This window comes from Streptomyces chartreusis (genome assembly GCF_008704715.1).
GTDB lineage: Bacteria > Actinomycetota > Actinomycetes > Streptomycetales > Streptomycetaceae > Streptomyces > Streptomyces chartreusis.
Genome location: NZ_CP023689.1, coordinates 8,319,020 through 8,344,488 on the forward strand (window position 1 = coordinate 8,319,020; position 25,469 = coordinate 8,344,488).

General features: G+C 72.9%; 23 protein-coding genes and 1 pseudogene. 13 read left to right on the forward strand and 11 right to left on the reverse strand.

Annotated elements, in window-relative coordinates; genetic code table 11:
* Positions 1-10: 10 nt before the first annotated feature.
* The gene (locus tag CP983_RS36835; protein WP_107912139.1) at positions 11-583 is read left to right on the forward strand and encodes a helix-turn-helix domain-containing protein; all 573 of its coding nucleotides are present in this window, start codon (positions 11-13) and stop codon (positions 581-583) included.
* Between the two features lie 43 nt (positions 584-626).
* Positions 627-1,187, forward strand: a complete 561-nt coding sequence (locus tag CP983_RS36840; RefSeq protein WP_125525679.1) for a YbaK/EbsC family protein — start codon at positions 627-629, stop codon at positions 1,185-1,187.
* A gap of 5 nt (positions 1,188-1,192) precedes the next feature.
* On the opposite strand, the gene CP983_RS36845 is transcribed toward CP983_RS36840, so the two are convergent.
* On the reverse strand, positions 1,193-2,371 hold the full coding sequence (locus CP983_RS36845) for a cation diffusion facilitator family transporter (protein ID WP_150504409.1): 1,179 nt from the start codon (positions 2,369-2,371) through the stop codon (positions 1,193-1,195).
* Between the two features lie 61 nt (positions 2,372-2,432).
* On the opposite strand from CP983_RS36845, the gene CP983_RS36850 reads away from it, so the two are divergent.
* Complete coding sequence (locus CP983_RS36850; RefSeq protein WP_167537810.1) at positions 2,433-2,792, forward strand: ArsR/SmtB family transcription factor; 360 nt, start codon at positions 2,433-2,435, stop codon at positions 2,790-2,792.
* A gap of 31 nt (positions 2,793-2,823) precedes the next feature.
* Here CP983_RS36850 and CP983_RS36855 read toward each other — a convergent pair whose 3' ends face one another.
* Both CP983_RS36855 and CP983_RS36860 read right to left on the reverse strand, forming a co-directional pair.
* The gene (locus CP983_RS36855; protein WP_150504413.1) at positions 2,824-4,047 is read right to left on the reverse strand and encodes a 4-hydroxybenzoate 3-monooxygenase; all 1,224 of its coding nucleotides are present in this window, start codon (positions 4,045-4,047) and stop codon (positions 2,824-2,826) included.
* A gap of 126 nt (positions 4,048-4,173) precedes the next feature.
* A complete protein-coding gene (locus CP983_RS36860) occupies positions 4,174-4,581 on the reverse strand; it encodes a CoA-binding protein (RefSeq protein WP_125527233.1) in 408 nt (135 codons plus the stop codon).
* Positions 4,582-4,895: 314 nt separating this feature from the next.
* Here CP983_RS36860 and CP983_RS36865 point away from each other — a divergent pair, with 314 nt between their 5' ends.
* The 5 genes from CP983_RS36865 (at position 4,896) to CP983_RS36885 (ending at position 11,240) form a co-directional block, all read left to right on the forward strand.
* On the forward strand, positions 4,896-5,654 hold the full coding sequence (locus CP983_RS36865) for a hypothetical protein (protein ID WP_150507070.1): 759 nt from the start codon (positions 4,896-4,898) through the stop codon (positions 5,652-5,654).
* Complete coding sequence (locus CP983_RS36870; RefSeq protein WP_150504415.1) at positions 5,651-6,193, forward strand: SixA phosphatase family protein; 543 nt, start codon at positions 5,651-5,653, stop codon at positions 6,191-6,193. Before CP983_RS36865 ends, CP983_RS36870 begins: the two co-directional genes overlap by 4 nt.
* Before the next feature lie 74 nt (positions 6,194-6,267).
* On the forward strand, positions 6,268-6,894 hold the full coding sequence (locus CP983_RS36875; RefSeq protein ID WP_150504417.1) for a YigZ family protein: 627 nt from the start codon (positions 6,268-6,270) through the stop codon (positions 6,892-6,894).
* A 147-nt stretch (positions 6,895-7,041) separates the two neighbouring features.
* Positions 7,042-8,205: an exonuclease SbcCD subunit D gene (locus CP983_RS36880; protein WP_150504418.1), complete on the forward strand. Its 1,164-nt coding sequence runs from the start codon at positions 7,042-7,044 to the stop codon at positions 8,203-8,205.
* Entirely contained in the window at positions 8,202-11,240 is a 3,039-nt protein-coding gene (locus tag CP983_RS36885; RefSeq protein ID WP_150504420.1) for an AAA family ATPase, read from the forward strand. The genes CP983_RS36880 and CP983_RS36885 overlap by 4 nt, the downstream gene beginning before the upstream one ends.
* 146 nt (positions 11,241-11,386) lie before the next feature.
* On the opposite strand, the gene CP983_RS36890 is transcribed toward CP983_RS36885, so the two are convergent.
* On the reverse strand, positions 11,387-12,250 hold the full coding sequence (locus CP983_RS36890; RefSeq protein ID WP_150504422.1) for a leishmanolysin-related zinc metalloendopeptidase: 864 nt from the start codon (positions 12,248-12,250) through the stop codon (positions 11,387-11,389).
* Between the two features lie 611 nt (positions 12,251-12,861).
* Positions 12,862-12,996, reverse strand: a complete 135-nt coding sequence (locus CP983_RS45015; RefSeq protein ID WP_268256252.1) for a hypothetical protein — start codon at positions 12,994-12,996, stop codon at positions 12,862-12,864.
* A gap of 335 nt (positions 12,997-13,331) precedes the next feature.
* On the opposite strand from CP983_RS45015, the pseudogene CP983_RS45285 reads away from it, so the two are divergent.
* Positions 13,332-13,541 (forward strand): annotated as a pseudogene (locus CP983_RS45285) (SbcC/MukB-like Walker B domain-containing protein); the annotation flags it as partial.
* On the opposite strand, the gene CP983_RS36900 reads toward CP983_RS45285, so the two are convergent.
* Positions 13,535-13,981, reverse strand: coding sequence for an Lrp/AsnC family transcriptional regulator (locus tag CP983_RS36900; RefSeq protein ID WP_150504424.1), 447 nt, complete (start codon positions 13,979-13,981; stop codon positions 13,535-13,537). The pseudogene CP983_RS45285 and the gene CP983_RS36900 overlap by 7 nt on opposite strands.
* Before the next feature lie 94 nt (positions 13,982-14,075).
* On the opposite strand from CP983_RS36900, the gene CP983_RS36905 reads away from it, so the two are divergent.
* From CP983_RS36905 to CP983_RS36915, 3 genes are all read left to right on the forward strand, one after another.
* Positions 14,076-14,573, forward strand: coding sequence for a rhodanese-like domain-containing protein (locus CP983_RS36905; RefSeq protein WP_229914856.1), 498 nt, complete (start codon positions 14,076-14,078; stop codon positions 14,571-14,573).
* Positions 14,574-14,630: 57 nt separating this feature from the next.
* Complete coding sequence (locus CP983_RS36910) at positions 14,631-15,146, forward strand: immunity 21 family protein (protein ID WP_150504426.1); 516 nt, start codon at positions 14,631-14,633, stop codon at positions 15,144-15,146.
* Positions 15,147-15,243: 97 nt separating this feature from the next.
* A complete protein-coding gene (locus CP983_RS36915) occupies positions 15,244-16,077 on the forward strand; it encodes an SDR family oxidoreductase (protein WP_150504428.1) in 834 nt (277 codons plus the stop codon).
* 91 nt (positions 16,078-16,168) lie between these two features.
* On the opposite strand, the gene CP983_RS36920 is transcribed toward CP983_RS36915, so the two are convergent.
* Positions 16,169-17,857 (reverse strand): DUF885 domain-containing protein, encoded by a 1,689-nt coding sequence (locus CP983_RS36920; protein ID WP_107912127.1) that lies wholly within the window; start codon positions 17,855-17,857, stop codon positions 16,169-16,171.
* Positions 17,858-17,921: 64 nt separating this feature from the next.
* A complete protein-coding gene (locus CP983_RS36925; RefSeq protein WP_150504430.1) occupies positions 17,922-18,428 on the reverse strand; it encodes an Lrp/AsnC family transcriptional regulator in 507 nt (168 codons plus the stop codon).
* A 60-nt stretch (positions 18,429-18,488) separates the two neighbouring features.
* On the opposite strand from CP983_RS36925, the gene CP983_RS36930 reads away from it, so the two are divergent.
* Positions 18,489-19,718 (forward strand): trans-sulfuration enzyme family protein, encoded by a 1,230-nt coding sequence (locus CP983_RS36930; RefSeq protein ID WP_150504432.1) that lies wholly within the window; start codon positions 18,489-18,491, stop codon positions 19,716-19,718.
* A gap of 12 nt (positions 19,719-19,730) precedes the next feature.
* Here the strand turns inward: CP983_RS36930 and CP983_RS36935 are convergent, their stop codons facing one another.
* The 3 genes from CP983_RS36935 to CP983_RS36945 all read right to left on the reverse strand — a co-directional run bounded on the left by CP983_RS36935 (position 19,731) and on the right by CP983_RS36945 (position 25,359).
* Complete coding sequence (locus CP983_RS36935) at positions 19,731-21,161, reverse strand: GNAT family N-acetyltransferase (RefSeq protein ID WP_229914855.1); 1,431 nt, start codon at positions 21,159-21,161, stop codon at positions 19,731-19,733.
* 131 nt (positions 21,162-21,292) lie between these two features.
* Positions 21,293-23,953 (reverse strand): DUF7824 domain-containing protein, encoded by a 2,661-nt coding sequence (locus tag CP983_RS36940; protein ID WP_150504434.1) that lies wholly within the window; start codon positions 23,951-23,953, stop codon positions 21,293-21,295.
* On the reverse strand, positions 23,950-25,359 hold the full coding sequence (locus CP983_RS36945) for an SWIM zinc finger family protein (RefSeq protein WP_150504436.1): 1,410 nt from the start codon (positions 25,357-25,359) through the stop codon (positions 23,950-23,952). The genes CP983_RS36940 and CP983_RS36945 overlap by 4 nt, the downstream gene beginning before the upstream one ends.
* Positions 25,360-25,469 lie beyond the last annotated feature (110 nt).

Here is a 25,469-nt window from a genome sequence, read left to right on the forward strand (position 1 = left end):
TGGACGGAATGTGTCGGACCTCGACCTGCTGACCCAGTCCCTGGCGCGCAACGTCAAACACTGGCGCGCGGTGCGCGGCTTCACGCTGGACGTGCTCGCCGCCCGGGCGGGTGTCAGCCGCGGCATGCTCATCCAGATCGAGCAGGCCCGCACCAACCCCAGCCTCGGCACCGTGATCAAGATCGGTGACGCGCTCGGGGTCAGCATCACCACCCTGCTCGACTACGAGCAGGGGCCCAAGGTCCGGATCGTCCCCGCCGACCAGGTCGTACGCCTGTGGCACACCGACGCGGGCAGCCACAGCCGGCTCCTCGCCGGGACCGAGGCGCCCGGCCCGCTGGAGATGTGGCACTGGCGGGTGATGCCGGGCGAGAGCAGCACCTCGGACCCGCATCCCGTCGGCACCGTGGAGATCGTCCACGTCACGGCCGGCGAGCTGACGCTCACCGTCGACGGCACGGACTACCTCGTACCGGCCGGCGCGAGCGCCACCTTCGAGGCCGACGCCCCGCACATGTACGCCAATCAGGGCGACGTCCCCACGGAGTGGATGCTCGCCGTCTCGGTGCCGCCCGCCCGCTGAGACATCGGCCCGACGGCCTCGGCGGTCCTGTTAGCGTGCGCGCATGGACGCACCCATCGGACACTTCGACGAAGCCACCCCCGCCCCCAACTGCCTCGACGAGCTGATCGGCCCGGTCGCCGACGCCGTACGCGACTGGCCCGGCAGCGTCCCCGCCGACCAGATCATCTACGTCGAGACGGACCCGCAGTGGGCCGACACCGCCGTCTTCGTCGAGCACTACGGCCGGGAGCTGCTCGAACAGTCCGCGAACTGCGTGGTCGTCGCCGGCAAGCGCGGCGGCGAGACGACACTGGCCGCCTGTGTCGTGCTGTCCACCACCCGGGTCGACGTGAACGGCGTCGTTCGCCGCCAACTCGGCGCCCGCAAGGCGTCGTTCGCCGCGATGGACACGGCGACCGGCGAGACCGGCATGGAGTACGGCGGCATCACCCCGCTCGGACTGCCCGGTGACTGGCCGGTGCTGGTGGACTCGGCCGTCGTCGACCTGCCCTATGTCCTGGTCGGCAGCGGACGCCGGCGCGGCAAGCTGCTGGTGCCGGGGAAGGCGTTCGCCGAGATTCCCGGGGCCGTCGTCCTGGAAGGGCTCGGCGTCGCGGTCTGATCGCCTCAGGCGGCCGTGGTGTGGTGCGCGAGCGCCAGATGCGGATCCGCCTCGCCCGGCGCCGGCGCCGGATCCGCGTGCACCAGGGCCGCCGTGAGCCGGGGCACGGCGTGCAGCAGGGCGTGTTCGGCCTCGACGGCGATGGCGTGGGCCTCCCGCACCGTCGCCTCGCCGTCCACGACGACCGCCACCTCGGCGCGCAGCCGGTGCCCGATCCAGCGCAGCCGCAGCTCGCCGACCTCGCGCACGCCCGCGACCTCCCGCAGCGCCCGCTCGGCCGCGTCCACCAACTCGGGGTCCACGGCGTCCATCACACGCCGGAACACCTCGCGCGCCGCGTCCCGCAGCACCAGCACGATGGCCGCCGTGATCGCCAACCCCACGATCGGGTCCGCGAGTTGCCAGCCCAGTGCCGCACCCCCGGCGCTCAACAGGACGGCCAGTGAGGTGAATCCGTCCGTCCGGGCGTGCAGACCGTCCGCGACCAGGGCCGCCGAGCCGATGGACCGGCCCACCCGGATCCGGTACCTGGCCACCCACTCGTTCCCCGCGAACCCGACGAGCGCCGCCACGGCCACCGCCGGGATCTGCGCCATGGGCCGCGGGTCGAGCAGCCGGTCGACGGCCGTCCACGCCGCGAAGGCCGCGGACGCGGCGATCGTCAGCACGATGGCGATGCCCGCGAGGTCCTCGGCCCGCCCGTAGCCGTAGGTGAAGCGGCGCGTCGCCGCGCGCCGGCCCAGTACGAAGGCGATACCCAGCGGTACGGCGGTCAGCGCGTCCGCCGTGTTGTGCACGGTGTCGCCGAGCAGCGCCACCGACCCCGAGGCGACGACCACGACCGCCTGCGCGAGAGCCGTCACACCGAGCACCGCCAGCGACACCCACAGGGCCCGCATGCCACGGGCCGAGGACTCCAGGGCGGAGTCCAGCTTGTCGGCCGTCTCGTGGGAGTGCGGCTTGAGGAGATGGGTGAGGCGGTGGCGCAGTCCGGTGCCGGTGCCGGTGCCGGTGGGGGAGTGGGAGTGCGTGTGGGGCGCGTGGGTGTGGTGGGGGTGGTCGTGCGAGGGGGCCGTGGGGTGCGGGTGGCTGTGCGGGGGGTGGGCGCTGTGCGGGTGCCTGTGCGGGTGCTCCCCGTCGTGCGCGTGCCCATGGTGGTGCTCGTGCTGGTGCCGGTCGCTCACGGGGATGCCCTTCCGGTGCGCGGGAGTGGACGCGGACCGTCCATCACGCCATTATGTGCGTATGAGCGCACGCATGCACCTATCACCTGCGCACGATGCGCATCCGCGCACCCCGGGCGACGAACAGTTCGCGCTCGCCGCCGAACTTCTCGCCCTGCTCGGCGACCGCACCCGCCTCACGCTGCTGCACGCCCTGACGGCCGGCGAGGCCGACGTCACGACGCTCACGGAGGCGTGCGGCGCGGCCCGCCCGGCCGTCAGCCAGCACCTGGCGCGGCTGCGGCTCGCCGGTCTGGTGAACACGCGCAAGGAGGGGCGCCGGGTGATCTACTCCCTCGGCGACGGCCATCTGCGCCGCCTGGTCGACGAGGCGCTGAACGTGGCCGACCACCGGCTCAGCGACCGGCCGCTGCACGACTGAACCCGGCGGTCCGTGTCCCGCGCCTCGATGCTCAGCCCTCGGTGTGCCTGCCCAGGTACTGCTCCGCGAAGGCCCTGGCGGCCGTGGGGGAGTCGAAGATGCGGCGGAGGCGGGCGAGGGTGGTGCCCGCGCGGTACGGGTCGCCCGACGACGTGCCGTGGTACACCTCGGAGAGCCAGTGGGAGAACTCCTGGCAGTCCCACACCCGGTTCAGACAGGCCGCCGAATAGCCGTCGAGACCGGTGCCGTCGCCCTTCGTGAGGTGGGCGACGAGGCCGTCGCCGAGCAGGAAGGCGTCGTGCAGCGCGAGGTTCATGCCCTTGGCGGCGATGGGCGCGGTCAGATGGGCGGCGTCGCCGGCCAGGAAGAGACGGCCGAACACCATGGGCTCGACGACGTAGTTGTGCATGTCGAGGACGCGCTTCTCGATCAGCCGCCCCTCGGTCAGCGGCGGTACGCCGTTCGCGCCGAGCCGCTGCTGCAACTCCGTCCACACCCGGTCCTCCGACCAGTTCTCCGGGTCGTCGCCGGGCGGGCACTCGAGGTAGTAGCGGGTCACCTCGGCGCTGCGCGGCATATGGCCGGCGAACCCGCGCGGATGCATGCCGAACAGGACGCAGTCGGAGGACGGCGGCGCCTGAGCGAGCAGCGCCAGCCAGCCGATGCCGTAGTCGCTGCGGGCGATGCGGGCACGACCGGCGGGCAGCGCGGCGCGCGTGGCACCGCGCGCACCGTCGCAGCCGGCGACGAAGTCGCAGTGCACGAACTGCCGTTGACCCGTGTCGGGGCAGGTGTACGACACCGAGGGGCGGTCGGTGTCGAGGTCGTGCAGCTCCACGTCCTGGACGCCGAAGCGTATGGCGCCGCCGCGCACGTCCGCGTACTCGCGCACCAGGTCCGTCACCAGCAACTGCTGTGGATAGACCCAGTGGTGAACCCCCGTCAGCTCGGCGTACTCGAGCCGGTACCGCTCCCCGTCGAACCGGAACTCGCACTCCGTGTGCCGCTGCGCCCGCGCCAGCAGATTGTCGGCGAGGCCGCGCCGCTGGAGTCCGCGCACCGCCCCCTCCTCGAGCACTCCGGCGCGCGGCCGCTGCTCGATGAACTCGCGTGTCTCGATCTCAAGGACCAGACAGTCGACGGACGCCGCCCGCAGGATGTTGCCGATGGTGAGACCGGCCGGGCCGGCGCCCACGACGACTACCGGAAAGCGCTGCGCGGGGCTGGAGTTGTGGTGGGGGGAGGTGGAAGTCACCCGAGCATTATGCGGGCGGCCGACCCGGCAGGGGAGGGCTCCGGAGCCGGGCGGGTGGCGGGAGGTTCGATGCCGCGTGGGTGGCAGTTGGTTTCGGCGCCGCGCGGGTGGAGGGTGGGGGCCCGGCTAGCCCAGGCGGGGTATCTCGATCGCCGGGCAGCGGTCCATGACCATCTCCACGCCCGCCGCGCGCGTGCGGTCGTAGGCCGCCTCGTCGATGACGTCCAGCTGGAACCAGACGGCCTTCGCGCCCTTGGCGACCGCCTCGTCGGCGACCGCGCCCGCGAGATCGCTGTTCACGAAGACGTCCACGACGTCCACGTCGAACGGGATGTCCGCCAGAGAGGCGTAGCCCTGCTCGCCGTGGACCGTCTCCGCCTTCGGGTGGACGGGCACGATGCGCTTGCCGTAGCGCTGGAGTACGTCGGCGACCCCGTAGGCCGCACGTCGCTGGTTCGACGACAGGCCCACGATCGCCCACGTGTCGCCCAGCTCGGTGAGGATCTTGCGAACCGCCGCCTCGTCGCCGTACACCACTGGCCTCCTCGTGCTTCGTCGAAGCGTCGTCTGCCGTCGCTCGTCTGCTGTCGGTCGTCCGCTCTCGGCCGGCCGTTCTCGGCCGGCCGTTCTCGTGAGCCACAACGGACGACGGGCGGCGAGGATTCCCAGTACTCGCGATGCGATGTTCTCGGCGGCCCTTTCGCGTGACGGCTGTCCGGTCGGGCCGGTGCGCAGTACCGTTCCGGCAGTGCGCACCGCAGGGGGTGGCGATGTCCGGGTACGACACGGACGACCAGCGGACTCCCGACCCGACCGACTCCCGCCACGCGGCACGGAAAGCGGGCCGGATGGCTGCGTTCGACCGCGTGTGCGCCTACGCTCGCTCCGTGCTGCGCATCATCGACGCCCGAACCGGCGAACCCGTCGACGCCGCGCCCGCCCGCCGGGGCCTGACCCGCATCGAGGCGCACCCCGGAGGCTTCGACATCACCGCACTGCGGGTGCTGCTGGCCGCGGACCTCCTCGTGCGCGCCCTGGAGCTCGGCGGCACCCCGGTCTGGGCGCTGCTCGACGCCGAGCGAGAGCAGGCCGAACTCAGGACCGGCGCCGCGGCGCTCGGCATCCGCCCCTTCGAGGACGGCCGCGACGCCGCCTCGGGCCTGGGCGAGGCTCAGGTCATCCATGTCGTGCGGGAGGGCGGCGCGGAACCCGACGGTGTACGGGTCGCCGTCGCGCCGGCGCACTCGGAGGCGCCCTCCGGGGACGCCGACCCCGCCGCGCTGCGTCTCGCGCTGCTCGCCCGGCGCAGGAGCGTGCCCCTGCAGCTCGACGCGGCCGCTCTCGCCGACGCCCAGGACACCCTGGTGCGCTGGCGCCGCGCCGTCGCGGGCTGGGCGCGGCAGCCGTCGCGGCCCATCCCGGACGAGGTGCGCGCGGAACTGCGCACGGCATGGGAGGACGACCTCGACCTGCCCGGGGTGCTCGGGGTGCTGCGCTGGGTGGAGAGCGCGCCGGACCTGCCGGACGGTGCCCGCTTCGAGACCTACGCCTACGCCGACCGCCTCCTCGGCCTCGACCTCACCCACGACCTGGGAGCCCTGCCGTGACCGCGCACTTCGGAGCGGGCCCGTTGCGCCGGCTGGTCGTCCTGCGGCACGCCAAGTCGGCCTGGCCGGACGGTGTCGCCGACCACGAAAGGCCCCTCGGCCCGCGCGGCCGGCGTGACGCCCCCGTCGCGGGCCGGATGATCGCCGACGCCGACTGCCTGCCCGACCTCGCCATCTGCTCCACCGCCGTGCGCACCCGGCAGACCTGGGAACTGGCCTCCGCCGAATGGGGCACACCGCCGCCGGTGCGCCACGACCCGCGCGTGTACGCCGCCGACGTCTCCGAGCTGCTCGAGGTCGTGCACGAGGCGCCGCCCGAGGTCGGGACCCTGCTCCTGATCGGGCACAACCCCGGCCTGGAGGACCTCGTCCTCGAACTCGCCGGGGACGGCCTCGACGACGCCCTGGACGAGGTCCGCACGAAGTTCCCCACATCGGCGATCGCCGTCCTCGCCTGGCACGGCACCACCTGGCGGGCGCTCGCCCCCGGCACGGCGCTGCTGACGGGCCTGATGGTGCCGCGCGGCAAGAAGGGGTGAGCCGGCGGCGGGCACGCGTGTGTGCCCGCACCTCCCGCGCGGGCGGCCGCGCACGCTGCGCATAGGCTGGCCGGATGCAGGACGAGTACCGCACAGTCGCCCACGCGGGCGTGCACGAGACCGAGGTCAACCGCTCACGCTTCATCTGCGCGCTCGCCCCGGCGGCCACCGAACAGGAGGCCCAGGACTTCCTCGCTGCCGTCCGCAAGGAGCACGCGGACGCCACCCACAACTGCTGGGCCTACGTCATCGGCGCCGACGCCGCCGTCCAGAAGGCGAGCGACGACGGCGAACCGGGCGGCACGGCCGGCGTCCCCATGCTCCAGATGCTGCTGCGCCGCGACATGCGGTACGTCGTCGCCGTCGTCACCCGCTACTACGGCGGCGTCAAGCTCGGCGCGGGCGGACTGATCCGGGCCTACGGCGGAGCGGTCGGCGAGGCACTGGACACCCTCGGCACGATCACCCGGCGCCGCTTCCGGCTGGCCACCGTCACCGTCGACCACCAGCGCGCCGGCAAGGTGCAGAACGACCTGCGGTCGACCGGGCGCGAGGTGCGGGACGTGCGCTACGCGGAGGAGGTCACCATCGAGATCGGCCTGCCGGACGCCGACGTGGAGGCGTTCCGGGCCTGGCTCGCGGACGTGACGGCGGGGGCGGCCGGGTTCGAGCTCGGGGGAGAGGCGTACGGGGACGCGTGAGGGGGCCCAGGCGTACGAGGCCGCGTGAACGGACGCGGTGAGGTTGAGGTGAAATGTCCGTAACGGGCTTATATCTCACCAGTCATGACGGGGCGATACGGGAGTAACCGTCCGTGCTGTCAGACCCGGCCGTTAGTCTCGGGGATCATGAGACTGCTGCACACTTCCGACTGGCATCTCGGCAGGGCGTTCCACCGGGTCAACATGCTCGGCGCCCAGGCCGGATTCATCGGCCACCTCGTCACGACCGTGCGTGAGCGCGGCGTCGACGCGGTGGTCGTGTCGGGAGACGTGTACGACCGCGCGGTGCCGCCGCTCGCCGCGGTCGAGCTGTTCGACGACGCCCTGCACCGGCTCGCCGACCTCGGCGTGCCGACGGTGATGATCTCCGGCAACCACGACTCGGCACGCCGGCTCGGCGTGGGCGCCGGCCTGATCGGGCGCGCGGGCATCCATCTGCGGACCGACCCTACGGCGTGCGGCACACCGGTCGTGCTCAAGGACGACTTCGGCGACGTGGCCTTCTACGGCCTGCCCTACCTCGAACCCGCCCTGGTGAAGGACGAGTTCGGAGTCGAGAAGCCCGGACACGAGGCGGTCCTGGCAGCCGCCATGGACCGCGTGCGCGCCGACCTCGCCTCACGCGCGCATGGCACCCGGTCGGTCGTCCTCGCGCACGCCTTCGTCACCGGAGGCGAGGCCAGCGACAGCGAGCGCGACATCACCGTCGGCGGAGTGGCGGCGGTCCCCGCCGGGGTCTTCGACGGCGTCGACTACGCCGCGCTGGGCCATCTGCACGGCTGCCAGACCATCACCGAGCGCGTCCGCTACTCCGGCTCGCCGCTGCCGTACTCCTTCTCGGAGGCCGACCACCGCAAGAGCATGTGGCTCGTCGACCTGGACGCCGGCGGAGCGGTCACGGCCGAGCGCGTCGACTGCCCGGTGCCGCGTGCGCTGGCCAGGATCCGCGGGACGCTGGAGGAACTGCTCGCCGATCCCGGGCTCGCCCGGCACGAGGAGGCGTGGATCGAGGCGACGCTCACGGACGCGGTGCGCCCGGCCGACCCCATGGCCCGCCTCGCCGAACGCTTCCCGCACACGCTCAGCCTCGCCTTCGCCCCCGAACGGGCACCCGAGGACCCCGACGTGTCCTACGCCCAGCGGCTCGCGGACCGCAGCGACCAGGAGATCGCGGAGGACTTCGTGGCCCATGTGCGCGGAGCCGGACCCGACGAGCACGAACAGGGCGTACTGCGCGACGCTTTCGACGCGGTGCGGGCCGACGAGGCCGTACGGGAGGTGGCGCGATGAGGCTGCACCGCCTCGACATGACGGCGTTCGGACCCTTCGGCGGCTCCCAGACCGTCGACTTCGACGCACTGTCGCTCGCCGGTCTGTTCCTGCTCCACGGCCCCACCGGCGCCGGCAAGACCTCCGTCCTGGACGCCGTCTGCTACGCGCTCTACGGCTCCGTGCCGGGCGCCCGACAGAGCGGCCAGGGCATGACCCTGCGCAGCGACCACGCCGCGGCCGGCACCCGCACCGAGGTCCGCCTGGAACTGACCGTCGCCGGACGCCGGTTGGAGGTCACCCGGCAGCCGCCCTGGGAGCGCCCGAAGAAGCGCGGCTCGGGCACCACCCTCGACAAGGCACAGACCTGGCTGCGCGAGCACGACGCACAGGCCGGGACCTGGAAGGACCTCAGCCGCTCGCACCAGGAGATCGGCGAGGAGGTCACCCAGCTGCTCGGCATGAGCCGCGAGCAGTTCTGCCAGGTGGTACTGCTGCCCCAGGGCGACTTCGCCCGCTTCCTGCGAGCCGACGCAGAAGCCCGCGGCAAGCTGCTCGGGCGCCTCTTCGACACGCACCGTTTCGCCGAGGTCGAGAAGCGTCTAGCCGAGCGCCGGCGGGCCGCCGAGGCCCAGGTGCGCGAGGGCGACGCGGCGCTGCTGGCCGACGCACACCGTATGCAGCAGGCCGCCGGAGACGCGATGCGGCTGCCCGAGCTCACGCCCGGCGAACCGGGCCTCGCCGAGGCCGTCCTGGGGGCCGCGGCCGTGGCCCGCAGCACCGCCCGTGAGCAGCTCACCGTCGCCCATTGCGGCCTCCTGGCCGCCGAGTCCGCCGAGGCCGCGGCCGACCGCGCCCTGGGTGACGTACGCGAAGTGGCCCGGTTGCAGCGCAGGTTCGCCGAGGCGCGGGAGCGGGCCCGGATGCTGGACGAGCGGGCCGACGCGTACCGCGAGGCGCAGGCGCGCATGGAGCGGTCCCGCAAGGCCGAGACGGTGGCACCCGCACTGGAGCTGCGGGACGCGGCCGACGCGGAGCACCGGCAGGCGGCCACGGCATACTCACGCGCGCGTGCGCTGCTGCCGGGGGCCTTCGGGGACGTACTGCCGGGCGGGGGCGCGGAGGCAGGCTCGCCGGCCGAGGCCGGGGCCGCCGGGCTCGCCGCCGCCGCGCGCCGGGTCGCCGAGGAGCTGGGCGGGCTCGAATCGGCCCGCCGCGGTGAACGCCGACTGGCCGAACTCATCGACGAACGCACGCAGTTGGACCGACAGGAGCGGGCCGACGACGACGTACGGCTCGACGCGGAAGCCTGGCTCGCCGGGTGGGAGGAGACCCGGGCCGGGCTGCAGACGCGCATCGAGTCCGCGCAGGACGCCGCGAACCGCGCCGAGAGCCTGGCCGTGCAGCGCGAGCCCGCGCGGCAGCGACTCGGCGCCGCGCGGATGCGGGACCAGCTGGGCGGCGACACGGACACGGCCGCCCGGTACGCGGCCGACACCCAGCAGCAGGCCCTCGAGGCCAAGGCGCACTGGCTGGACATCAAGGAACAGCGCCTGAACGGCATCGCCGCCGAACTCGCCGCGCAACTCCGGGACGGCGAACCCTGCGCCGTCTGCGGGGCCGTCGACCACCCCGCACCGGCCCGCAAGGACGCCGGCCACGTCGACCGGGAGGCGGAGGAGCGCGCACAGGCCGCTTACCAGCAGGCGGAGGAGCGGCACGCGGAGGCCGAACGGCGCCTGGGCGTCGTACGGGAAGCCCTGGCCGCGGCCACCGCGGAGGCCGGTGACATGCCGACAAGTCGACTCGCCCAGGCGGCCGACGAGTTGGAGCAGCAGTACACGAAGGCCCGCCGGGACGCTTCCGCGCTGCACTCCGCCCACGAGGAGCTGCGGCGGGCCGAGGCGGAACACGAGCGGCGCACCACCGCCCACCAGCAGGCGGAGGTCCGGGCTGCCTCCCGGGTCGGTCACCGCGAGCGGCTCGATCGCGAGAAGGCCGCCCTGGAGACGGAGTTGGCCGAGGCACGCGGCACCGCCGACAGTGTCACCGCGCGTGCCACGCAACTGGAGCGCCAGGTCGCCCTGCTCACCGAGGCCGCCGACACCGCGCGGGCCGCCGAGGACACCGCCCAGCGCCTCAAGGACGCCGACGCCCGCCTCGCCGACGCCGCCTTCCGCGCCGGCTTCGATACCCCGCAGGCCGCGGCAGCCGCACTCCTCGACGACGCCGCGCACCGCGACCTGCAACGACGGCTGGACGCCTGGCAGTCCGAGGAGGCCGCCGTACGCGCGGTGCTCGCCGAGGCCGACACGGCGAACGCCGCCCAGCAGCCGCCCGCCGACCTCATGACCGCCGAGAGCACCGCCTCGGCCGCCGCCCGGCGCACCCGCGCCGCTGCCTCCACCCGCGACGCGGCCGCCCGACGCTGCACCGAACTCGACCGGCTCTCCACGCGCGCGGCCACCGCCGTACGCCAACTCGCCCCGCTGCGCACGGAGTACGACCGCGTGGCCCGCCTCTCCGCGCTCACCGCGGGCACCTCTGCGGACAACGAACGCAAGATGCGCCTGGAGTCGTACGTGCTGGCGGCCCGCCTGGAGCAGGTCGCGGCCGCCGCGACCGTACGGCTGCAACGGATGTCGTCCGGCCGCTACACCCTCGTCCACTCCGACGACCGCACCGGTCGTGGCCGCAGCGGCCTCGGGCTGCACGTCGTCGACGCCTGGACCGGCCGCGAGCGCGACACTGCGACCCTCTCAGGCGGCGAGACCTTCTTCGCCTCCCTCGCCCTCGCCCTCGGACTCGCGGACGTCGTCACCGACGAGGCCGGCGGCGTCCGCCTGGACACCCTCTTCATCGACGAGGGCTTCGGCAGCCTCGACGACCAGACCCTCGACGAGGTCCTCGACGTCCTCGACTCGCTCCGCGAACGCGACCGCAGCGTCGGCATCGTCAGCCACGTCGCCGACCTGCGACGACGGATCCATGCGCAGCTGGAAGTGGTCAAGGGACGGGCAGGGTCGGTCATCCGCCAGCGGGGAGCCGGCGACTGACCCGCTGGTGCATGGCGGCCGTGAGGATGGATTCCTTCCCTGTTTTGCGTGCTCTGTCCGAGCCGCCGGTGCTCGTGAGCTGCGGATCGCAGTATTTGGCGAGCGGGTACCCGCGAGCTGGCGCCGAACGGTCGGCGGTCGGCCGCTTAGGGTGTCGCGGCGGGGAGCCGGGTGGGGACAACGGGCAGCATGATGCCGTCGCCGATCGGCGCGACGTGCGGCACCAGCATGCCTTCCTTGGCGACTTGGAGCAGGTTCGGCAGCATGTACCGTTCGGCGCCCTCGAGGTCGACCTGGTAGCCCAGATCACCCAGGCTCGCCGCGGTCATCCTGCTCAGTGGGTTGTCGCTGCCTGAGATGAACGGCGACATGAGCTCATTCACGAACACCGACTCACGCCAGTGGCTGCCCTCGGTGCCGGGGCCACCGAAGTTGGCGACCGGTACCGGCTCCGGTTCCTCCTGACCGAGGAGCGCGGCAAACTCGGCCATGGCGCGGGGGCCCCGGAAGGTTGGATTCTGGGTGCCGGCGCCTTTGAGGAGGCCGAAGAACTTCCATAGCGTGCCGATGCCCAGGACGTGCCCCATCTCGTGCGTGATGACGTCGATGAGGGTGTTGTTCGCCTCCATAGCCGCCAGGTCGGAGGTGTCGAACCTCATCAGGCCCTTCGCCGGTAGGTGGGCGCCGAACTCCGCGGTCTCGTCGCGGAAGTCGGTGGGTCCGGCCATGCCCAGGACGCCCGAGGGGCCGTCGATGTCGACGCCCTCCGCGTCGATCAGCAGGTCGTCGATGATGTCGGCCCCGACGAGGGCGGTGTCCAGGTCCCCGACGATGACCCGGGACCAGCGTTCGGCTGCGGCCGCGAAGGCGTCCTGCTGATTCTGAGTCAGTCCACCGAGGAAGCGGACTTCGATGATGAACGGCGACGTGGTGTTGGCGATTGCCTTGGCCCGCTCGAAGCTGGCCACGGCCCGGTACGTCTTGAAGGTGCCGGTGGTGACGGTGCCCATCGTGGATCTCCTCTGGCCATAGACCTCATGGAGTCGCCCCCGCAACCCAAACTAGGCCAAATGAGGCATATGCTCTTGTTGGTGAATCAACCACCAGGGCATGAGGCCGTGCTCGTCGGTTGAGCGGGAAATCAACGACGACGCGTCCGCCGCAGGCGATGCCGAACCGCACCCTGGGTCACCGGTCCGAGGTCCAAGTAGCCCCCTCCGCACTGGCCACGCCCCGACCCGGCGCCGGGAGCGATGCCGTGGGAGGCGTTCCGCACTTCCCTGGGCTGGAGAGCAACCGGCCCCGCCCCGAACGAAGTAACGCCCCACGTCCCGTGTTACCCGTTCCCACACGATCCGCCCTCACCTGGTCGAGGGAGGGCTATAGGTAGGGGCTGGCTCCGCGTCGTGGGCTGCCTGCTCCTCCGCTTCAGCAGTAGCCAGCGCCGGGGCAACGGCGCGGCGAGGGCGGATCGCGACAGCTCGTACGCCTGGTCCACCTTCGTCTTCAGGAGGCTACGCGGGCACTCTCGGGAAGATCCTCCTCCTGCTCATCGTGGCCGAAACGCAGAACTGACTCCCACGCCAAGACAGTCGAGGGAGCAAGCGGCGGACGCTAAGCGTCAGCGGAACCGGGCCTCCTGCAGTTGGGTCGACGAGATCAGCGGCGCGGCCGAGTAGCCGGTACGTAGCGGCAGGACGAGCGAGTCGCCGGTTGCCGTGCATTCCGAGGTCCCGTCGTACGTAATCCGGTACATGCGGCCGTCCTCGGCGTCGAGTCGATGTGCGCCCACTGGCCGAGCCGCTCGCGCAGGGCTTGGGCGGCGTCGTACGCCTCCTGGCTGCGGCCCTGGTCGGGCAGGGCTTCGAAGCGGGCGTGCGTCAGGAGGCTCCGGTGCTGGTGTGGGCGGTTTCGGCGAGGTTGCGGAGCTACTCCGCGGTGCGCCATTGGTCGTCTGTGAGGTAGTCGCAGAGGCTGTCGGCGAGGCGAGCGATCTCGTCCAGGGCCTGCTCTGGCGGCAAGGCCGTGTCCGGGGGTGTGCTCTGGTCGCGGGCCGGCGCGGTGCGTGCGGGCGCGGCCGTGCGATAAGAGCGGTTCGCGTCGCTCTTCTTCGACGAGGGCTTCGGCAGCCTCGACGACCAGACCCTCGACGAGGTCCTCGACGTCCTCGACTCGCTCCGCGAACGCGACCGCAGCGTCGGCATCGTCAGCCACGTCGCCGACCTGCGACGACGGATCCATGCGCAGCTGGAGGTCGTGAAGGGGAGATCGGGGTCGGTGCTGCGGCAACGGGGTCACTGACCGAGCGGGCGGCGGGGCAGTGGTGAGGAGTACACGACGCTCGTCGTGACCGAGCCCAGGGTGCCGATCTTGCCGGAGACCTCCTCCAGGTGGCGCATCGAGCGGGCCGCGACCTTGATGACGAAGCAGTCGTCGCCCGTGACGTGGTGGGCCTCGAGGATCTCGGGCGTGGTGGCGACCAGGTCGTGGAAGGGCTTGTAGTTGCCGTTCGGGTAGCGCAGGCGCACGAAGGCCAGGATCGGCAGGCCGAGCCGGTCGGGGTCGACCACGGCGGCGTAGCCCTGGATGACGCCCGCCTCCTCCAGCCGCCGCACCCGCTCCGTCACCGCGCTCGGGGACATGGACACGGCTCGGGCCAGCTCGGCGAAGCTGGCGCGGCCCTCGCGCTGGAGGACGTCGAGGATGCGCCAGTCGGTGGCGTCCGGGGAAAACGCGGTCATGCGTGAGAGATAGCAGGGGAATCACCGGCAGATCAAGGGGAGGGCCGGGGATCGACACTTCAGGGAAGGGTGCGCCGACCATAGTTTTGTGGGCATGACGAACCCCATGGCCACCGCCACCGCCACCGCCGCCAACTCCGTCCTGCGCGTCGCGCCCGCCTCACCCGCCGAGGCCGCCGCTCACTTCCGGGCGAGCCTCGCCTTCCACGCCGACGTGTCCGATGTCGCCGCCGCGCTCGCGGCCGGTGGTGATCCCGGGTTCGTCGTCGTGGACTCCCGGTCCACCGAGTCCTGGGACCAGGGCCACATCGCGGGCGCGATCCACCTGCCGACCGCCCTCATCCCGGAGCAGGCCGAGCAGCTCCTCGACAAGTCCGTGCCCGTGGTGACGTACTGCTGGGGCCCAGGCTGCAACGGCGCGACCCGTGCCGCCCTCGCCCTCGCGGAACTCGGCTACCGGGTCAAGGAGATGCTCGGCGGGTTCGAGTACTGGGCGCGTGAGGGGTTCGAGTTCGAGACGTGGCAGGGGCGTGAGCGCCGTGTGCCCGACCCGTTGACGGCGCCGGTCGACGCGGACAACTGCGGCTGCTGAGACGCCAGTTGGACACCGTGGACTTGTGGGGCCGCTGTGCGTGTAGGTTCTGCTGCCATGGTGAGATACGCGGAGCCGGGCACGGTGGAGTGGATCGAGTCGGGCGGCGGCCCCCTGATAGCCGTGCCGGAGACGGTGCTGCCGTTCTGGGCCGGCGCCGACGGCGACGAGACGGCCTCGGACTACGACCGGGCCTGCGAGGTCGACGGGTTCGTCGGACTGCTGCCCGTGGGCGACAGCGCCGCGCTGGTCTTCGGTGACGAGCCCGCCTCGACCTCCTATCTGCCGGACCACGGCATCTTCGTACGGTGGTGCGCGGCCGACTCCGAGGCCGAGCTGCTCGCCCGGGTTCCGGCCGCGCTGGCCATCGCCGACTGGGGGCACGAGGTGCGCTGGAAGGTCCCGGGGACTGTGGTGCTGTTCGACTCGGCCTGGCCGGGGCGGGACACGGAACGCACCGAGCATCTGCGGGTCGCCCTGGAGCCGGGCGCGTACGCGGTCCGTGCCGCCCAGGTGCAGCCAGGACCCGAGACCTGGCTCGGGCTCGTCCAGCTCCGCCGGCTGCCGAACTGACCCGCGGGGCGCAGGAACAGCCGTAATAACCGGGTGCGGCGGAACAGCCGTGATAACCGGGTGCGCCGGAACCGGCCGTTCACCATCATGATCTGCCATGCCACGATTCCCGCACCCCGCACCCGAAGACCTGCGCCGCGACCCCCTGCCCCTGCGTGGCCGGACCGCTCTGGTCACGGGGGCCAGCAGACGTGCCGGCATCGGCCATGCCGTGGCCCGGCGGCTCGCCGCGTACGGCGCGAGCGTCTATCTGCATCACCATGTGCCGCACGACGACGCCATGCCGTGGGGAGCCGACCGGCCCGAGGAGGTCGTCGACTCCGTGCGGGAGGCGCTCGGCGACCCCGAGGCGCAGGTCCTCGCAGGTCCCGGTGACCTCTCCGACCCGGCCGCGCCCGCCGAACTGATCGCCACGGCGGCCGCCGCGCTCGGCGGACGGCTCGACATCCTGATCGCCAACCACGCGGTCAGCGGCTCCGACGGCACCCTCGACGAGATCGACGCCGCCATGCTCGACACGCACTGGGCGGTCGACACCCGTGCCGTACTGCTGCTGGTGCAGGCCCACGCCCGGCTGAGGCCGGCCGGGCCCGGCGGCCGCGTGGTGATGATGACCTCCGGCCAGGACATCGCCGGCGGTATGCCCGGCGAGATCGCCTACGCCCTCCAGAAGGGCGCCCTCGCCTCCGTCACCCGCTCCCTGTCCACGACGCTCGTCGAGCAGGGCATCACCGTGAACACCGTCAACCCCGGGCCCGTGGACACGGGCTACCTGTCCGGCGAGGCGTACGAGGACGTGGCGGCACAGTTCCCGGCCGGCCGCTGGGGCATGCCCGACGACCCCGCCCGCCTCATCGCCTGGCTGACGACGGACGAGGCGGGCTGGATCACCGGTCAGGTCATCGACTCCGAGGGCGGATTCCGGCGCTGACCAGAGCGCGGAGCGCGACGAGCCGCTCCGCGCCCGGGTCGGGCCCGCAGAGCGCGGATCACGATGAGTCGGTCCGCGCCCGGTCCTTGCCTCAGAGCGCGGACAGCTCGTCCACCAGGTCGTCCAGGCCCAGCGACCCCTGCGACAGGGCCGCCATGTGCCACGCCTTGAGGTCGAACGCGTCGCCGTGCCGCTCGCGCGCCTTCTCCCGGCCCAGCAGCCAGGCCCGCTCGCCGAGCTTGTAGCCGATGGCCTGGCCCGGGATCGTCAGATAGCGGGTCAGCTCGCTCTCCACGAAGTCCGCCGGACGGCTGCTGTGCGACCCGAAGAACTCCTGCGCCAGCTCCGGAGTCCAGCGCTCGCCCGGGTGGAAGGGGGAGTCCGCCGGGATCTCCAGCTCCAGGTGCATGCCGATGTCGACGATGACGCGGGCCGCCCGCATCATCTGCGCGTCGAGGTAACCGAGCCGGTGCTCCGGGTCGGTCAGGAACCCGAGCTCGTCCATGAGGCGCTCCGCGTACAGCGCCCAGCCCTCGGCGTTGGCGCTGACCCCGCCGATGGTGGCCTGGTAGCGGGAGAGGTTCCCGGCGACGTACGTCCACTGCGCGAGCTGGAGGTGATGGCCCGGCACGCCCTCGTGGTACCAGGTCGAGACCAGGTCGTAGACCGGGAACCGGGTCTGGCCCATCGTCGGCAGCCAGGTGCGGCCGGGGCGCGAGAAGTCCTCCGAGGGGGCGGTGTAGTACGGGGCCGCCGCGCCGCCGGGCGGGGCGATGCACGACTCCACCTTCCGCACCGGCTCGGCGAGTTCGAAGTGCGTGCCGTCCAGCTTCTCGATCGCCTCGTCCATCAGGCCCTGGAGCCAGTCGCGGACCTCGTCGACACCCTCGATGTGCTTGCCGTGCTCGTCGAGGTGCGCCAGCGCCACCCACGGCGTCGCGGCACCCGGGAGGACCTTCTCGGCCTCCTTCTTCATCTCGCCGAGCAGGCGGTGGTACTCCGCCCAGCCGTACGCGTACGCCTCGTCCAGGTCCAGGTCGATGCCGTTGAAGTAGCGCGCAAAGCGGGCGTAGCGCTCCCGGCCCACCGTGTTCGCGGCACCTTCGATCGCGGGCGTGTACACGTCGCGCATCCAGTCGCGCAGCTCCACCACGGCCGCCGTCGCGGTGCGGGCGGCTTCGTCCAGCTCGGCGCGCAGTGCCTCGGGGCCGGCCGAGGCGAAGTCCTCGAACCAGCCGCGCCCCTCACCGGTGTCCGACCACTCGGTGAGCTGCTCGACGAACGTGGCGGTCGGGCGCGGAGCCGCGTAGAGCTTGCGCTCCAGGCCGAGTTCGAGGGCCTCGCGGTAGCCCGCGTAGGCGGTCGGCACCGCGCGCAGCCGCTCGGCGATCGCCGCCCAGTCCTCGTCGGTCTCGGTCGGCGTGACCGTGAAGATCTCGCGCACCGAGTGCGCGGGCGTCGCCATGTTGCCGACCGAGCGCAGACCCTCCTCGGCGTCGTGCACGGCCAGTTCGGCGGTCAGCCGCTCGCGCAGCAGGCGCGCGCACCGGCGCTCGATGTCACTGTCCGCGCCGGGCCGGCGTTCGGCCTCGTCGAGCCGGGCGAGCGTGTCCCGCCCGAGCTGCGCGAGCGCCTCCTGGCCCGCGGGCGAGAGGTCGGGGAGCTTTCCCGAGCTCTCCTTCACGCCGAGATACGTACCGGTGACCGGGTCGAGGGCGATGAGTTCGTCGACATACGCGTCGGCGACCTCGCGGGGAAGCGGGCTGTTGGTCTCAGACATGCGGTCCATCCTCATACGGCGACCACTGCCGCGTCAGCCCGGTTTCACCGGCCCTTGTACCGAGTCAGCCCGATTTCGCTGAGGGCGTGTTTCCCGGCGCGTCGGTCGGCAGCAGCGGTCCGCAGTCCCACTCCTGGAAGATCAGCCGCGTCTCGACGCGCGCCACCTCCCGCCGGGAGGTGAACTCGTCCAGCACCAGCCGCTGGAGATCGGCCATGTCCGTCACCGCGACATGGACGAGATAGTCGTCCGGCCCGGTGAGATGGAAGACGGTCAGCGACTCCGGCAGCGCCCGGATCCGCTCCACGAACGGCCCCACCAGCTCCCGCCGATGTGGTCTGACCTGCACCGACAGCAGCGCCTGAAGTCCCCGGCCCAGCTTGGCCGGGTCAAGCCTGAGCCGGTGGCCGAGAATCACGCCGGAGCGGCGCAGCCGCGTCACCCGGTCCAGACACGTCGACGGCGCGACCCCGACCTGGGCGGCGAGGTCGCGATAAGTGGTCCGGGCGTCGTTCTGCAACAGCCGCAGCAGATGCAGATCGACCGGATCCAGTACGACAGATTCGGCCATTGGCCGAACGTAACACGGGATTCGCACACCTGATCCCGGTCACTGTTCACTCTTCCGGCCATGGACTCAGCGATCAGGGAGGCGAACGACCGCATGCCCGGGTACGACGAAGCGCGCATCGCACCGAGAGCACTCGCCACCGAGGCCGTGCACGCCGGCCGTGACGACCTCGCCCGGCAGGGCCTGCACGCCCCGCCGATCGACCTGTCGACCACCTATCCCTCCTACGACAGTCGCGGCGAGGCCGCCCGCATCGACGCCTTCGCCACGACCGGCGCCGAGCCGGACGGCCCGCCCGTCTACGGCCGCCTGGGCAACCCGACCGTCGCCCGCTTCGAGACCGCCCTGGCCCGCCTGGAGGGCACCGAGGCCGCGGTCGCCTTCGCCAGCGGGATGGCGGCGCTGAGCGCGGTGCTTCTCGTACGGGCCTCGATGGGCCTGCGCCACGTCGTCGCCGTACGCCCCCTGTACGGATGCAGCGACCATCTGCTCACCGCCGGTCTGCTCGGCTCCGAGGTGACCTGGACCGACCCGGCCGGCATCGAGGAGGCGCTGCGCCCGGACACCGGCCTGGTGATGGTGGAGTCCCCGGCGAACCCGACGCTCGCCGAGCTGGATCTGCGGGCCGTGGCCCATGCCTGTGGCTCCGTGCCGCTGCTCGCGGACAACACCTTCGCCACGCCCGTGCTCCAGCGCCCCGCCGAACAGGGCGCCCGCCTCGTGCTGCACAGCGCCACCAAGTACCTCGGCGGGCACGGCGATGTGATGGCGGGTGTCGTGGCCTGCGACGAGGAGTTCGCAGGCCGGCTGCGGCAGGTGCGGTTCGCCACGGGCGGTGTCCTGCATCCGCTGGCCGGCTATCTGCTGCTGCGCGGCCTGTCGACGCTGCCCGTCCGGGTGCGGGCGGCGTCGGCGACCGCCGCCGAACTCGCCGGCCGCCTCGCCGCCGACCCGCGGGTGGCCCGGGTCCACTATCCGCGCATCGGCGGCGCCATGATCGCCTTCGAGGTGCACGGCGACCCGCACGAGGTCATCGCCGGCGTCGACCTGATCACCCCCGCCGTCAGCCTGGGCAGCGTCGACACCCTCATCCAGCACCCGGCGTCCATCAGCCACCGCATCGTGGACGCCGACGACCGCCGTGGCGCCGGGGTCAGCGACCGGTTGCTGCGGATGTCGGTGGGCCTGGAGGACGTCGAGGACCTGTGGGCGGACCTGGACGCCGCGCTGGAGAGGGCTCAAGGGGCCACGGCCGGCCGCGGCGCACCCGCAGCCGCCGTCGGGCACTGAGCCTCACGGCACTCAGGCCTTCCCCCACTCACCCCCGCTCGTGAGCCGCTCCGCGACCGGCTCCTCCCGCGGACCGTCCAGCCGAGCCGTGATGACCAGGGTCCCCTCCTCGATCTGATAGTCGAGGGGGAGGCCCAGGCCGCGCATCGCGGCGACCATCCCGGTGTTCGAGGCCTGCGTCACCGCGTACACACTCGCGCACCCGGCCTCGATCGCCATCGACACCAACCTGCGCAGCAGCTCCGCGCCGATGCCGCACCGCTGCCACGCGTCCTCCACGAGCAGCGCGACCTCCGTCTCGTCACCGTCCCACAGCAGGTGGCCGAGGCCGACGATCCGCCCCGACGCGGTCCCCACGGCGAGAGTGCGGCCGAAGCGGGGGCTCAGCAGGTGCTTCAGATAGCGGTCCGCGTCCCCTATCGGGCCGTGGTACCGCATCCCGAGCGTGCGCGCCGAGCACCGCTCGTGCATCTCCTTCGCGGCCCCCACATCACCGGTGTCCGCGCGGCGCACGGTGATGTCGCTGCCCTTCGGCAGCGTCAGCACGTCCTGGCTGCGCGGCACGCGCGGGCCGAGCCGGGCGTCCAGTTCCACCAGTGCCCTCGCCCGCGCGAACTCGGTCGGCGTGAACGGCAGATACGGCCGCTCCACAGTGATCACTCCGCCTTCCGGCGCCCGCAGCCGCATCACCGTGTCCTCCAGAGCCCCTTCCACCGGCACCGGCTCCGGTCGCCGGCTGCCCACGGCGGGCACCGCGGGCAGCGACCGGATCGTGCACCGGCCCAGCAACTGCCGCAGAGCCAGCGGCAGTTCCGCCGCGTCCAGGGCGGTGCGCGTGGCCAGGCCCAGCACCCGGGTCGGCGCGTCCACCAGATCGTGGGCGTCGGCCCGCTCGATCCATGTGCCGGTACCGCCGGCCGCCGCGACCGCGCCGCTTATCTCGTCCGCCGCTGTGGCGCCGGGTGCGCGGAGCAGGAACTCGTCCACCGTGCCCTCGGCCAGCGGATGCGTCTGGAGGCTCAGGATGTCCACCCGCAGCGCGGCGAGCGCCGCGCACAGCGCTGCCAGTGAGCCCGGTTCGTCCTTCACCGTCGTCCGCATCCGCCACAGTGCCCCTTCCCGGGACCCCGGCGCGGCCGTCTCCCGTGCCTGCTCCGACGGCCCGGCCCGCTCCTCGGAGCTCGGCCGGGCATCGGTATCGCTCGTCGGAGGTGCGTGACCGTGGCGGCGTGACCGCCATGCGCGCAGGCCCGCGCCGGCGACCAGCAGGGCCGCCGCGGCCGACAGCACCGGTCCGTCGGGTCCGAACCCGTCGCGGTTCGCGGCGGCCTCGGCCACCGCCACCGCCGTCAGGACGGCGGCGAGTTCGACCGCGTTCCGCCGCCAGTGGTGCACCGGACGTCCGTGTTTCGCGCGCGTCACATCAGATATGTCTCGACTCATACACCCACTGTGAAGGAACGGTGTTGCGTGATCACGAACGCATTGTGACCGGGCGGTAAAGAGCCACTATGCCGGTTTTGTGACTTATTCAACTGTGTGGGATGCGACGACCCGGACAGCGGCCCGCCCCGTCAGGCGGCCATGCCCTCCGCCAGCGCGCTGTGCAGCCGCCGGGCCTGCGTCACGAGCCTCGACGATCCACGGCGCTCCGCCGTCCCCGCCAGATGCGGGAGTTCCTCGCGTGCCCCCGTTCGCTCCGCGCATTCCGCGGCGACGGACAGGAGATCCGCGAGCCCGCGTGCCGGAGCGGCCGTCTCACCGGTCGCGAGGTCCGCGAGCAGGATCGGCAGCACGTGCCGGAGCACCGACCACACGGTGGCGTTCGCCCCCGTGGCAGCCGCCGTCCGTACCGAATCCACCAGCCGCGACGGCTTCACCGCGCCCCGTCGCACCAACTGCCCCAGATCCGCGCCCAGCCGGTCCGCGTCGAGCTGCCCCCGCGCCGCCAGCACCAACAGCGCGTCCACGGCGGCGAGCCGGTCCTCCGGATGCCGGGCGCCGAGCCCGTACGCCACGCACAGGTGCACCGCCTCACCCGCGGCGCCGTCCGATTCGGCGAGTTGGGGGAGTATCGCCGCCTCACCTCGTGAGTCGTCGACGGCGACCGTCGAGAGATCGCCCACCATCCTGACCGCCACCAGCTCACGCTGCTCGGGCAGCACAGCGAGCCAGTGCGGCCGCATGCCCTCGCTCCAGTGGTAGCAGTGCCACCGGTCCTTGAAGACGCTCACGGCCTGCCCCAACGGGCGTGTCCCGGGCGGGAAGTCCGCCTGGAGCCCGGCGATCTCGCCGGCCTCGACGAGTATGCGGTTGCCCGAGGTCCGCCGCCGGAACGCCGGCGCCGCGAAACCCCCGGCGCGCAGCCACTCGGCGAGACGCGTCCCCTCCGCCGTGCCGAGCGCCGCGGCACGCTCCGCCGCCCCCTCGGCCTCCGCACGCTCGGCGCACCGCACCCGCAGCAGCGCCTGCGCGAAGTCTGCCGCCGACACCCGTGCGCCGAGCCGCCGGTACTCGGCGAGACGTGCCACCAGCTCGTCCGGCGCCAGCAGTCCCGTGCCCCACGTGGGCGTGGACAGCAGGAACGGCAGCGGCTCGGTGCGGATCCGGTACGCCACCTCCCAGAGGCGGGTCTCGAAGGCCCGGGTGAGCGGGCTGTGACCGCACTCGTTGGTGGCCGTCCCGTGCTGGAGGGCGCGATGCAGCGTGTCGGTGCGCACCTTCCCCCGCAGCGTGGCCAGCAGGAGCTCAAGACCCTGGCCCGGGTTGATCAGACCGTGGTACCGGGTGAAGTAGTCGTCCGCCGTCGACGCGAACCGCGGTTCCGGCTCCGCCCACCAGCGCTGCGCGATGACGGGCTCCAGTGCCTCCAGCAGAGCGTCCGGGGCGCCGTACGCATGACGCACGAGCCCGTCCAGCGCACGCTCGAACGCCGCGACGTCACCGTCGGAGACGAGCAACGCCCCGACCTCCTCCGCGACTTCCACCGCCGACTCGGGAGCGGGCGCCAGCCACACCGGCTGCGGTGCGGGCGGCAGCACCTCCTCGTAGACCACCGGCTCCAGGAGTATGGGGGAGCCGCCCAGGCTCCCGGCCGCCCGCTTGCGGAGCGTCGGGATCAACTGGTCGGCGGCAAGCGCGAGTTCCACCTGGGTCTCGGCGGTGTCGGCCTTCTTCAGGTGGCGCTCCACGAGCTTGAGCGCCCGCTCCTGCACCTCCGAGTCCGCGTGCCCGAAGGCCTGGGCGACGGCGGGCAGCAGTTCCCCGGCGGTGCCCGGATCACGGGTGATCGCTTTGCCGAGCAGGACCAACTGGGCGCGCACGAGCTTCTTCTCGGTGCGGAACAGGACGGCGCCCGACATCTCGGCCAGCTGACGCGCGGTCACCTCACCGTCCAGGGCCAGCGAAGCCAGCACCGACTGCGCGTGCGCGGCCACCACGGACGCGGCGTCGGCGGCGAGCGCCAGCCAGTCGGCGATGTGCTCCCGCCGCTCCTCCCGGGTCAGGTCGAGCGCCTGGAGCATGCGCAGGAACACCCGGTGGTCGGCGGCCGGACCGCCCCGCAGCAGCCGGGCCAGACAGGCGTCCACGGTCGCCTTCCGGTCCAGCACGCCCTCGGTGGTGAGCTGGGCGATCGCCTCGTTCCAGCTGTTCGGGCCCTCGCCGGCGGTCCAGGCCAGACGGCCGCCGATGTCGTTCGTCTCGAACAGCGCCGCCGTCAGCCGGGCGAGGTGCGGGTCCTTGCGCAGCCGGGCCAGGACCGTGTCACCGCGCTGCCAGACATGGCCGATGTGCTCCACCCAGCCGTGGACGTAGGCCTCCGTCGTCGGCACCTGGCAGCCGGAGAGCCGGACCAGCCCCGCCATCAGCTCGTACGGCACCCGCGCGGTCGGCGGACGCTCCGCGATCCGGTGCGCCACGTCGCCGAGCCAGGCCGGCGCCCGGTCGCCCAGGACGTCGATCAGCACACCCGGCGACGCCGGCCACCAGCGCATGTCGGCGGCCGCCAGCCAGCTCGCCACACCTGCCGCACCCGTCTGGCAGGCGGCCCCCGCCGCATGCAGGGCCGGGTAGGCGCGGCGGGACTCGGAGGTCCACTGGTCCGCCCGCAGCTCCTTGCGCAGCGCCCTCAACTCCGGGAAGAAAGCGCGCCGTTCGGCGTCCGTCATCCCGTCCAGGAGGCTGACCACCTCGGCCGTCCGTCCCGCCCGCACCGCGTCCATCAGTGAAGTCATCGTGCATCCGCCTCGACTCGTGCCATGTCCCGCTCCGCCGCGGCGTCGCCCCGCCGCACCATCCGCACCGCCAGCGCGTGCTTGCAGGGACCGCGCCCGCCCCGGTACTTCGCCCACCACAGACAGCTGCAGCTGAGCACCCCCGCCTCGTCACGCACCCGGTGCACATGTCCGTCCTCGGCCGTCACCGTCCCCAGGGCGCCGTCCAGCGCGACCGCGCCCGCCGCCACCAGCGCCCGCGCCGAGCGCAACCGGGGGTTGTGGCGCTCCACCCGCTCGGCGTCGTACGGCAGCTCCCGGTGGAAGTAGGCCGCCTCCGCCGTGTCGTACCCGACCCGGCCCGACGTGCCGAGGCGGATCAGGGCCGCCCGGACCCGCTCGGGTGTGAGGCCCGAGGCCGACGCCAGGTCGGCGACGTCGACGCGGGGCTCCCACGCGAGGAGCACCGAGATCAGCTCCGCGTCCTCGGCGGCCTCGTCGGTGGCGAGCGCGTCGAGGACGCCGCCCTCGCCGGAGAAGCCGCGTGAGGAGTCCGGCGACAGCGTCAGCGTCAGCCGCATGCCCGGCAGGACCACCTCCCAGGCACTCGCCGTGGCGGCCGCGCCGCCGGTGACCGCGGGGCCGTACACCCGAAGGGCCGTGGCATGCCGCAGCACCCGCTGGAGCGCGATCAGCCGCTCCGGACCCGGCAGGCAGACCGCGCCGGGCACCGCCCGCGTCGTGGGCCGCAGCGTGTTCCCCGACGGCACCACCCACCGCGGGCCGGTCGAGGCGGCGCGCGCCCCGCCGCGCGGCAGCGCCCGCAGGAACCGCACCGCGTCGGCCGCCGGCAGCTCGGCCCGCAGATCGAAGCCGGCCGCTATCACCTGCGCCTCGGCGAAGCCCCGCAGCCAGCGGTCCGGGAGCGGCACCTTCTTCTCCACGACCGGCCCGTCCAGCGTGGTCACCGCCAGCTCCTCCGGGCCCACCCGCAGATGCAGCGGGTCGTCCGAGCCGATCCTGGACAGGGCCTCGCGCAGCGGGTTGTTGACGTCGACGTTCGTCGTGCCGTGCCCCACCTCGCCGCCGTCCAGGCCCGGCTCCAGCACGTCCAGGCGGGCGTACACCCCGCAGCAGCCGGAGAACGACTCGAAGCGCAGCCGGTCGCCGTTGCCCGTCACCACCGGGTCGAGGGAGGCCCGCAGCTGCTGCTGGTAGTACCGGGCCGCCGCCACGTCGGCCACCGCCAGCAGCGCCGCCGAGGCCACCTGAGGGGACGTCAGAAAGCCCGCGAAGAACTGCGGATGGTCCTTCACCCCCGTGGGTGTCGCACCCCGGGAGGTCTCAAGACCGAGCAGCTGTCCGCCCGCTGCGGACTCCAGCACGGAAGGTCGCCGATAGGCCACAGCCTGCAAAGATCGCGTCATGGAAAAACCGTAGAGGCGGCCACTGACAATCGGCTCTGACCTGCGAAAACGCCCTGCCGGAGGGCTGGTTGGGGGCACCCGGTTCCCGACGCACGAGTGCCGCGCACCAG

What these genes read in the sequence shown, in the direction of transcription:
- CP983_RS36840 (WP_125525679.1), top strand. Translation starts at nt 627, where the DNA reads ATGGACGCACCCATCGGACACTTCGACGAAGCCACCCCCGCCCCCAAC.
- CP983_RS36850 (WP_167537810.1), top strand. Translation starts at nt 2,433, where the DNA reads ATGAGCGCACGCATGCACCTATCACCTGCGCACGATGCGCATCCGCGC.
- CP983_RS36865 (WP_150507070.1), top strand. Translation starts at nt 4,896, where the DNA reads ATGGCTGCGTTCGACCGCGTGTGCGCCTACGCTCGCTCCGTGCTGCGC.
- CP983_RS36875 (WP_150504417.1), top strand. Translation starts at nt 6,268, where the DNA reads ATGCAGGACGAGTACCGCACAGTCGCCCACGCGGGCGTGCACGAGACC.
- CP983_RS36880 (WP_150504418.1), top strand. Translation starts at nt 7,042, where the DNA reads ATGAGACTGCTGCACACTTCCGACTGGCATCTCGGCAGGGCGTTCCAC.
- CP983_RS36885 (WP_150504420.1), top strand. Translation starts at nt 8,202, where the DNA reads ATGAGGCTGCACCGCCTCGACATGACGGCGTTCGGACCCTTCGGCGGC.
- CP983_RS36890 (WP_150504422.1), bottom strand. Translation starts at nt 12,250, where the DNA reads ATGGGCACCGTCACCACCGGCACCTTCAAGACGTACCGGGCCGTGGCC.
- CP983_RS45015 (WP_268256252.1), bottom strand. Translation starts at nt 12,996, where the DNA reads ATGTACCGGATTACGTACGACGGGACCTCGGAATGCACGGCAACCGGC.
- CP983_RS36900 (WP_150504424.1), bottom strand. Translation starts at nt 13,981, where the DNA reads ATGACCGCGTTTTCCCCGGACGCCACCGACTGGCGCATCCTCGACGTC.
- CP983_RS36905 (WP_229914856.1), top strand. Translation starts at nt 14,076, where the DNA reads ATGACGAACCCCATGGCCACCGCCACCGCCACCGCCGCCAACTCCGTC.
- CP983_RS36910 (WP_150504426.1), top strand. Translation starts at nt 14,631, where the DNA reads ATGGTGAGATACGCGGAGCCGGGCACGGTGGAGTGGATCGAGTCGGGC.
- CP983_RS36915 (WP_150504428.1), top strand. Translation starts at nt 15,244, where the DNA reads ATGCCACGATTCCCGCACCCCGCACCCGAAGACCTGCGCCGCGACCCC.
- CP983_RS36920 (WP_107912127.1), bottom strand. Translation starts at nt 17,857, where the DNA reads ATGTCTGAGACCAACAGCCCGCTTCCCCGCGAGGTCGCCGACGCGTAT.
- CP983_RS36925 (WP_150504430.1), bottom strand. Translation starts at nt 18,428, where the DNA reads ATGGCCGAATCTGTCGTACTGGATCCGGTCGATCTGCATCTGCTGCGG.
- CP983_RS36930 (WP_150504432.1), top strand. Translation starts at nt 18,489, where the DNA reads ATGGACTCAGCGATCAGGGAGGCGAACGACCGCATGCCCGGGTACGAC.
- CP983_RS36935 (WP_229914855.1), bottom strand. Translation starts at nt 21,161, where the DNA reads ATGAGTCGAGACATATCTGATGTGACGCGCGCGAAACACGGACGTCCG.
- CP983_RS36940 (WP_150504434.1), bottom strand. Translation starts at nt 23,953, where the DNA reads ATGACTTCACTGATGGACGCGGTGCGGGCGGGACGGACGGCCGAGGTG.
- CP983_RS36945 (WP_150504436.1), bottom strand. Translation starts at nt 25,359, where the DNA reads ATGACGCGATCTTTGCAGGCTGTGGCCTATCGGCGACCTTCCGTGCTG.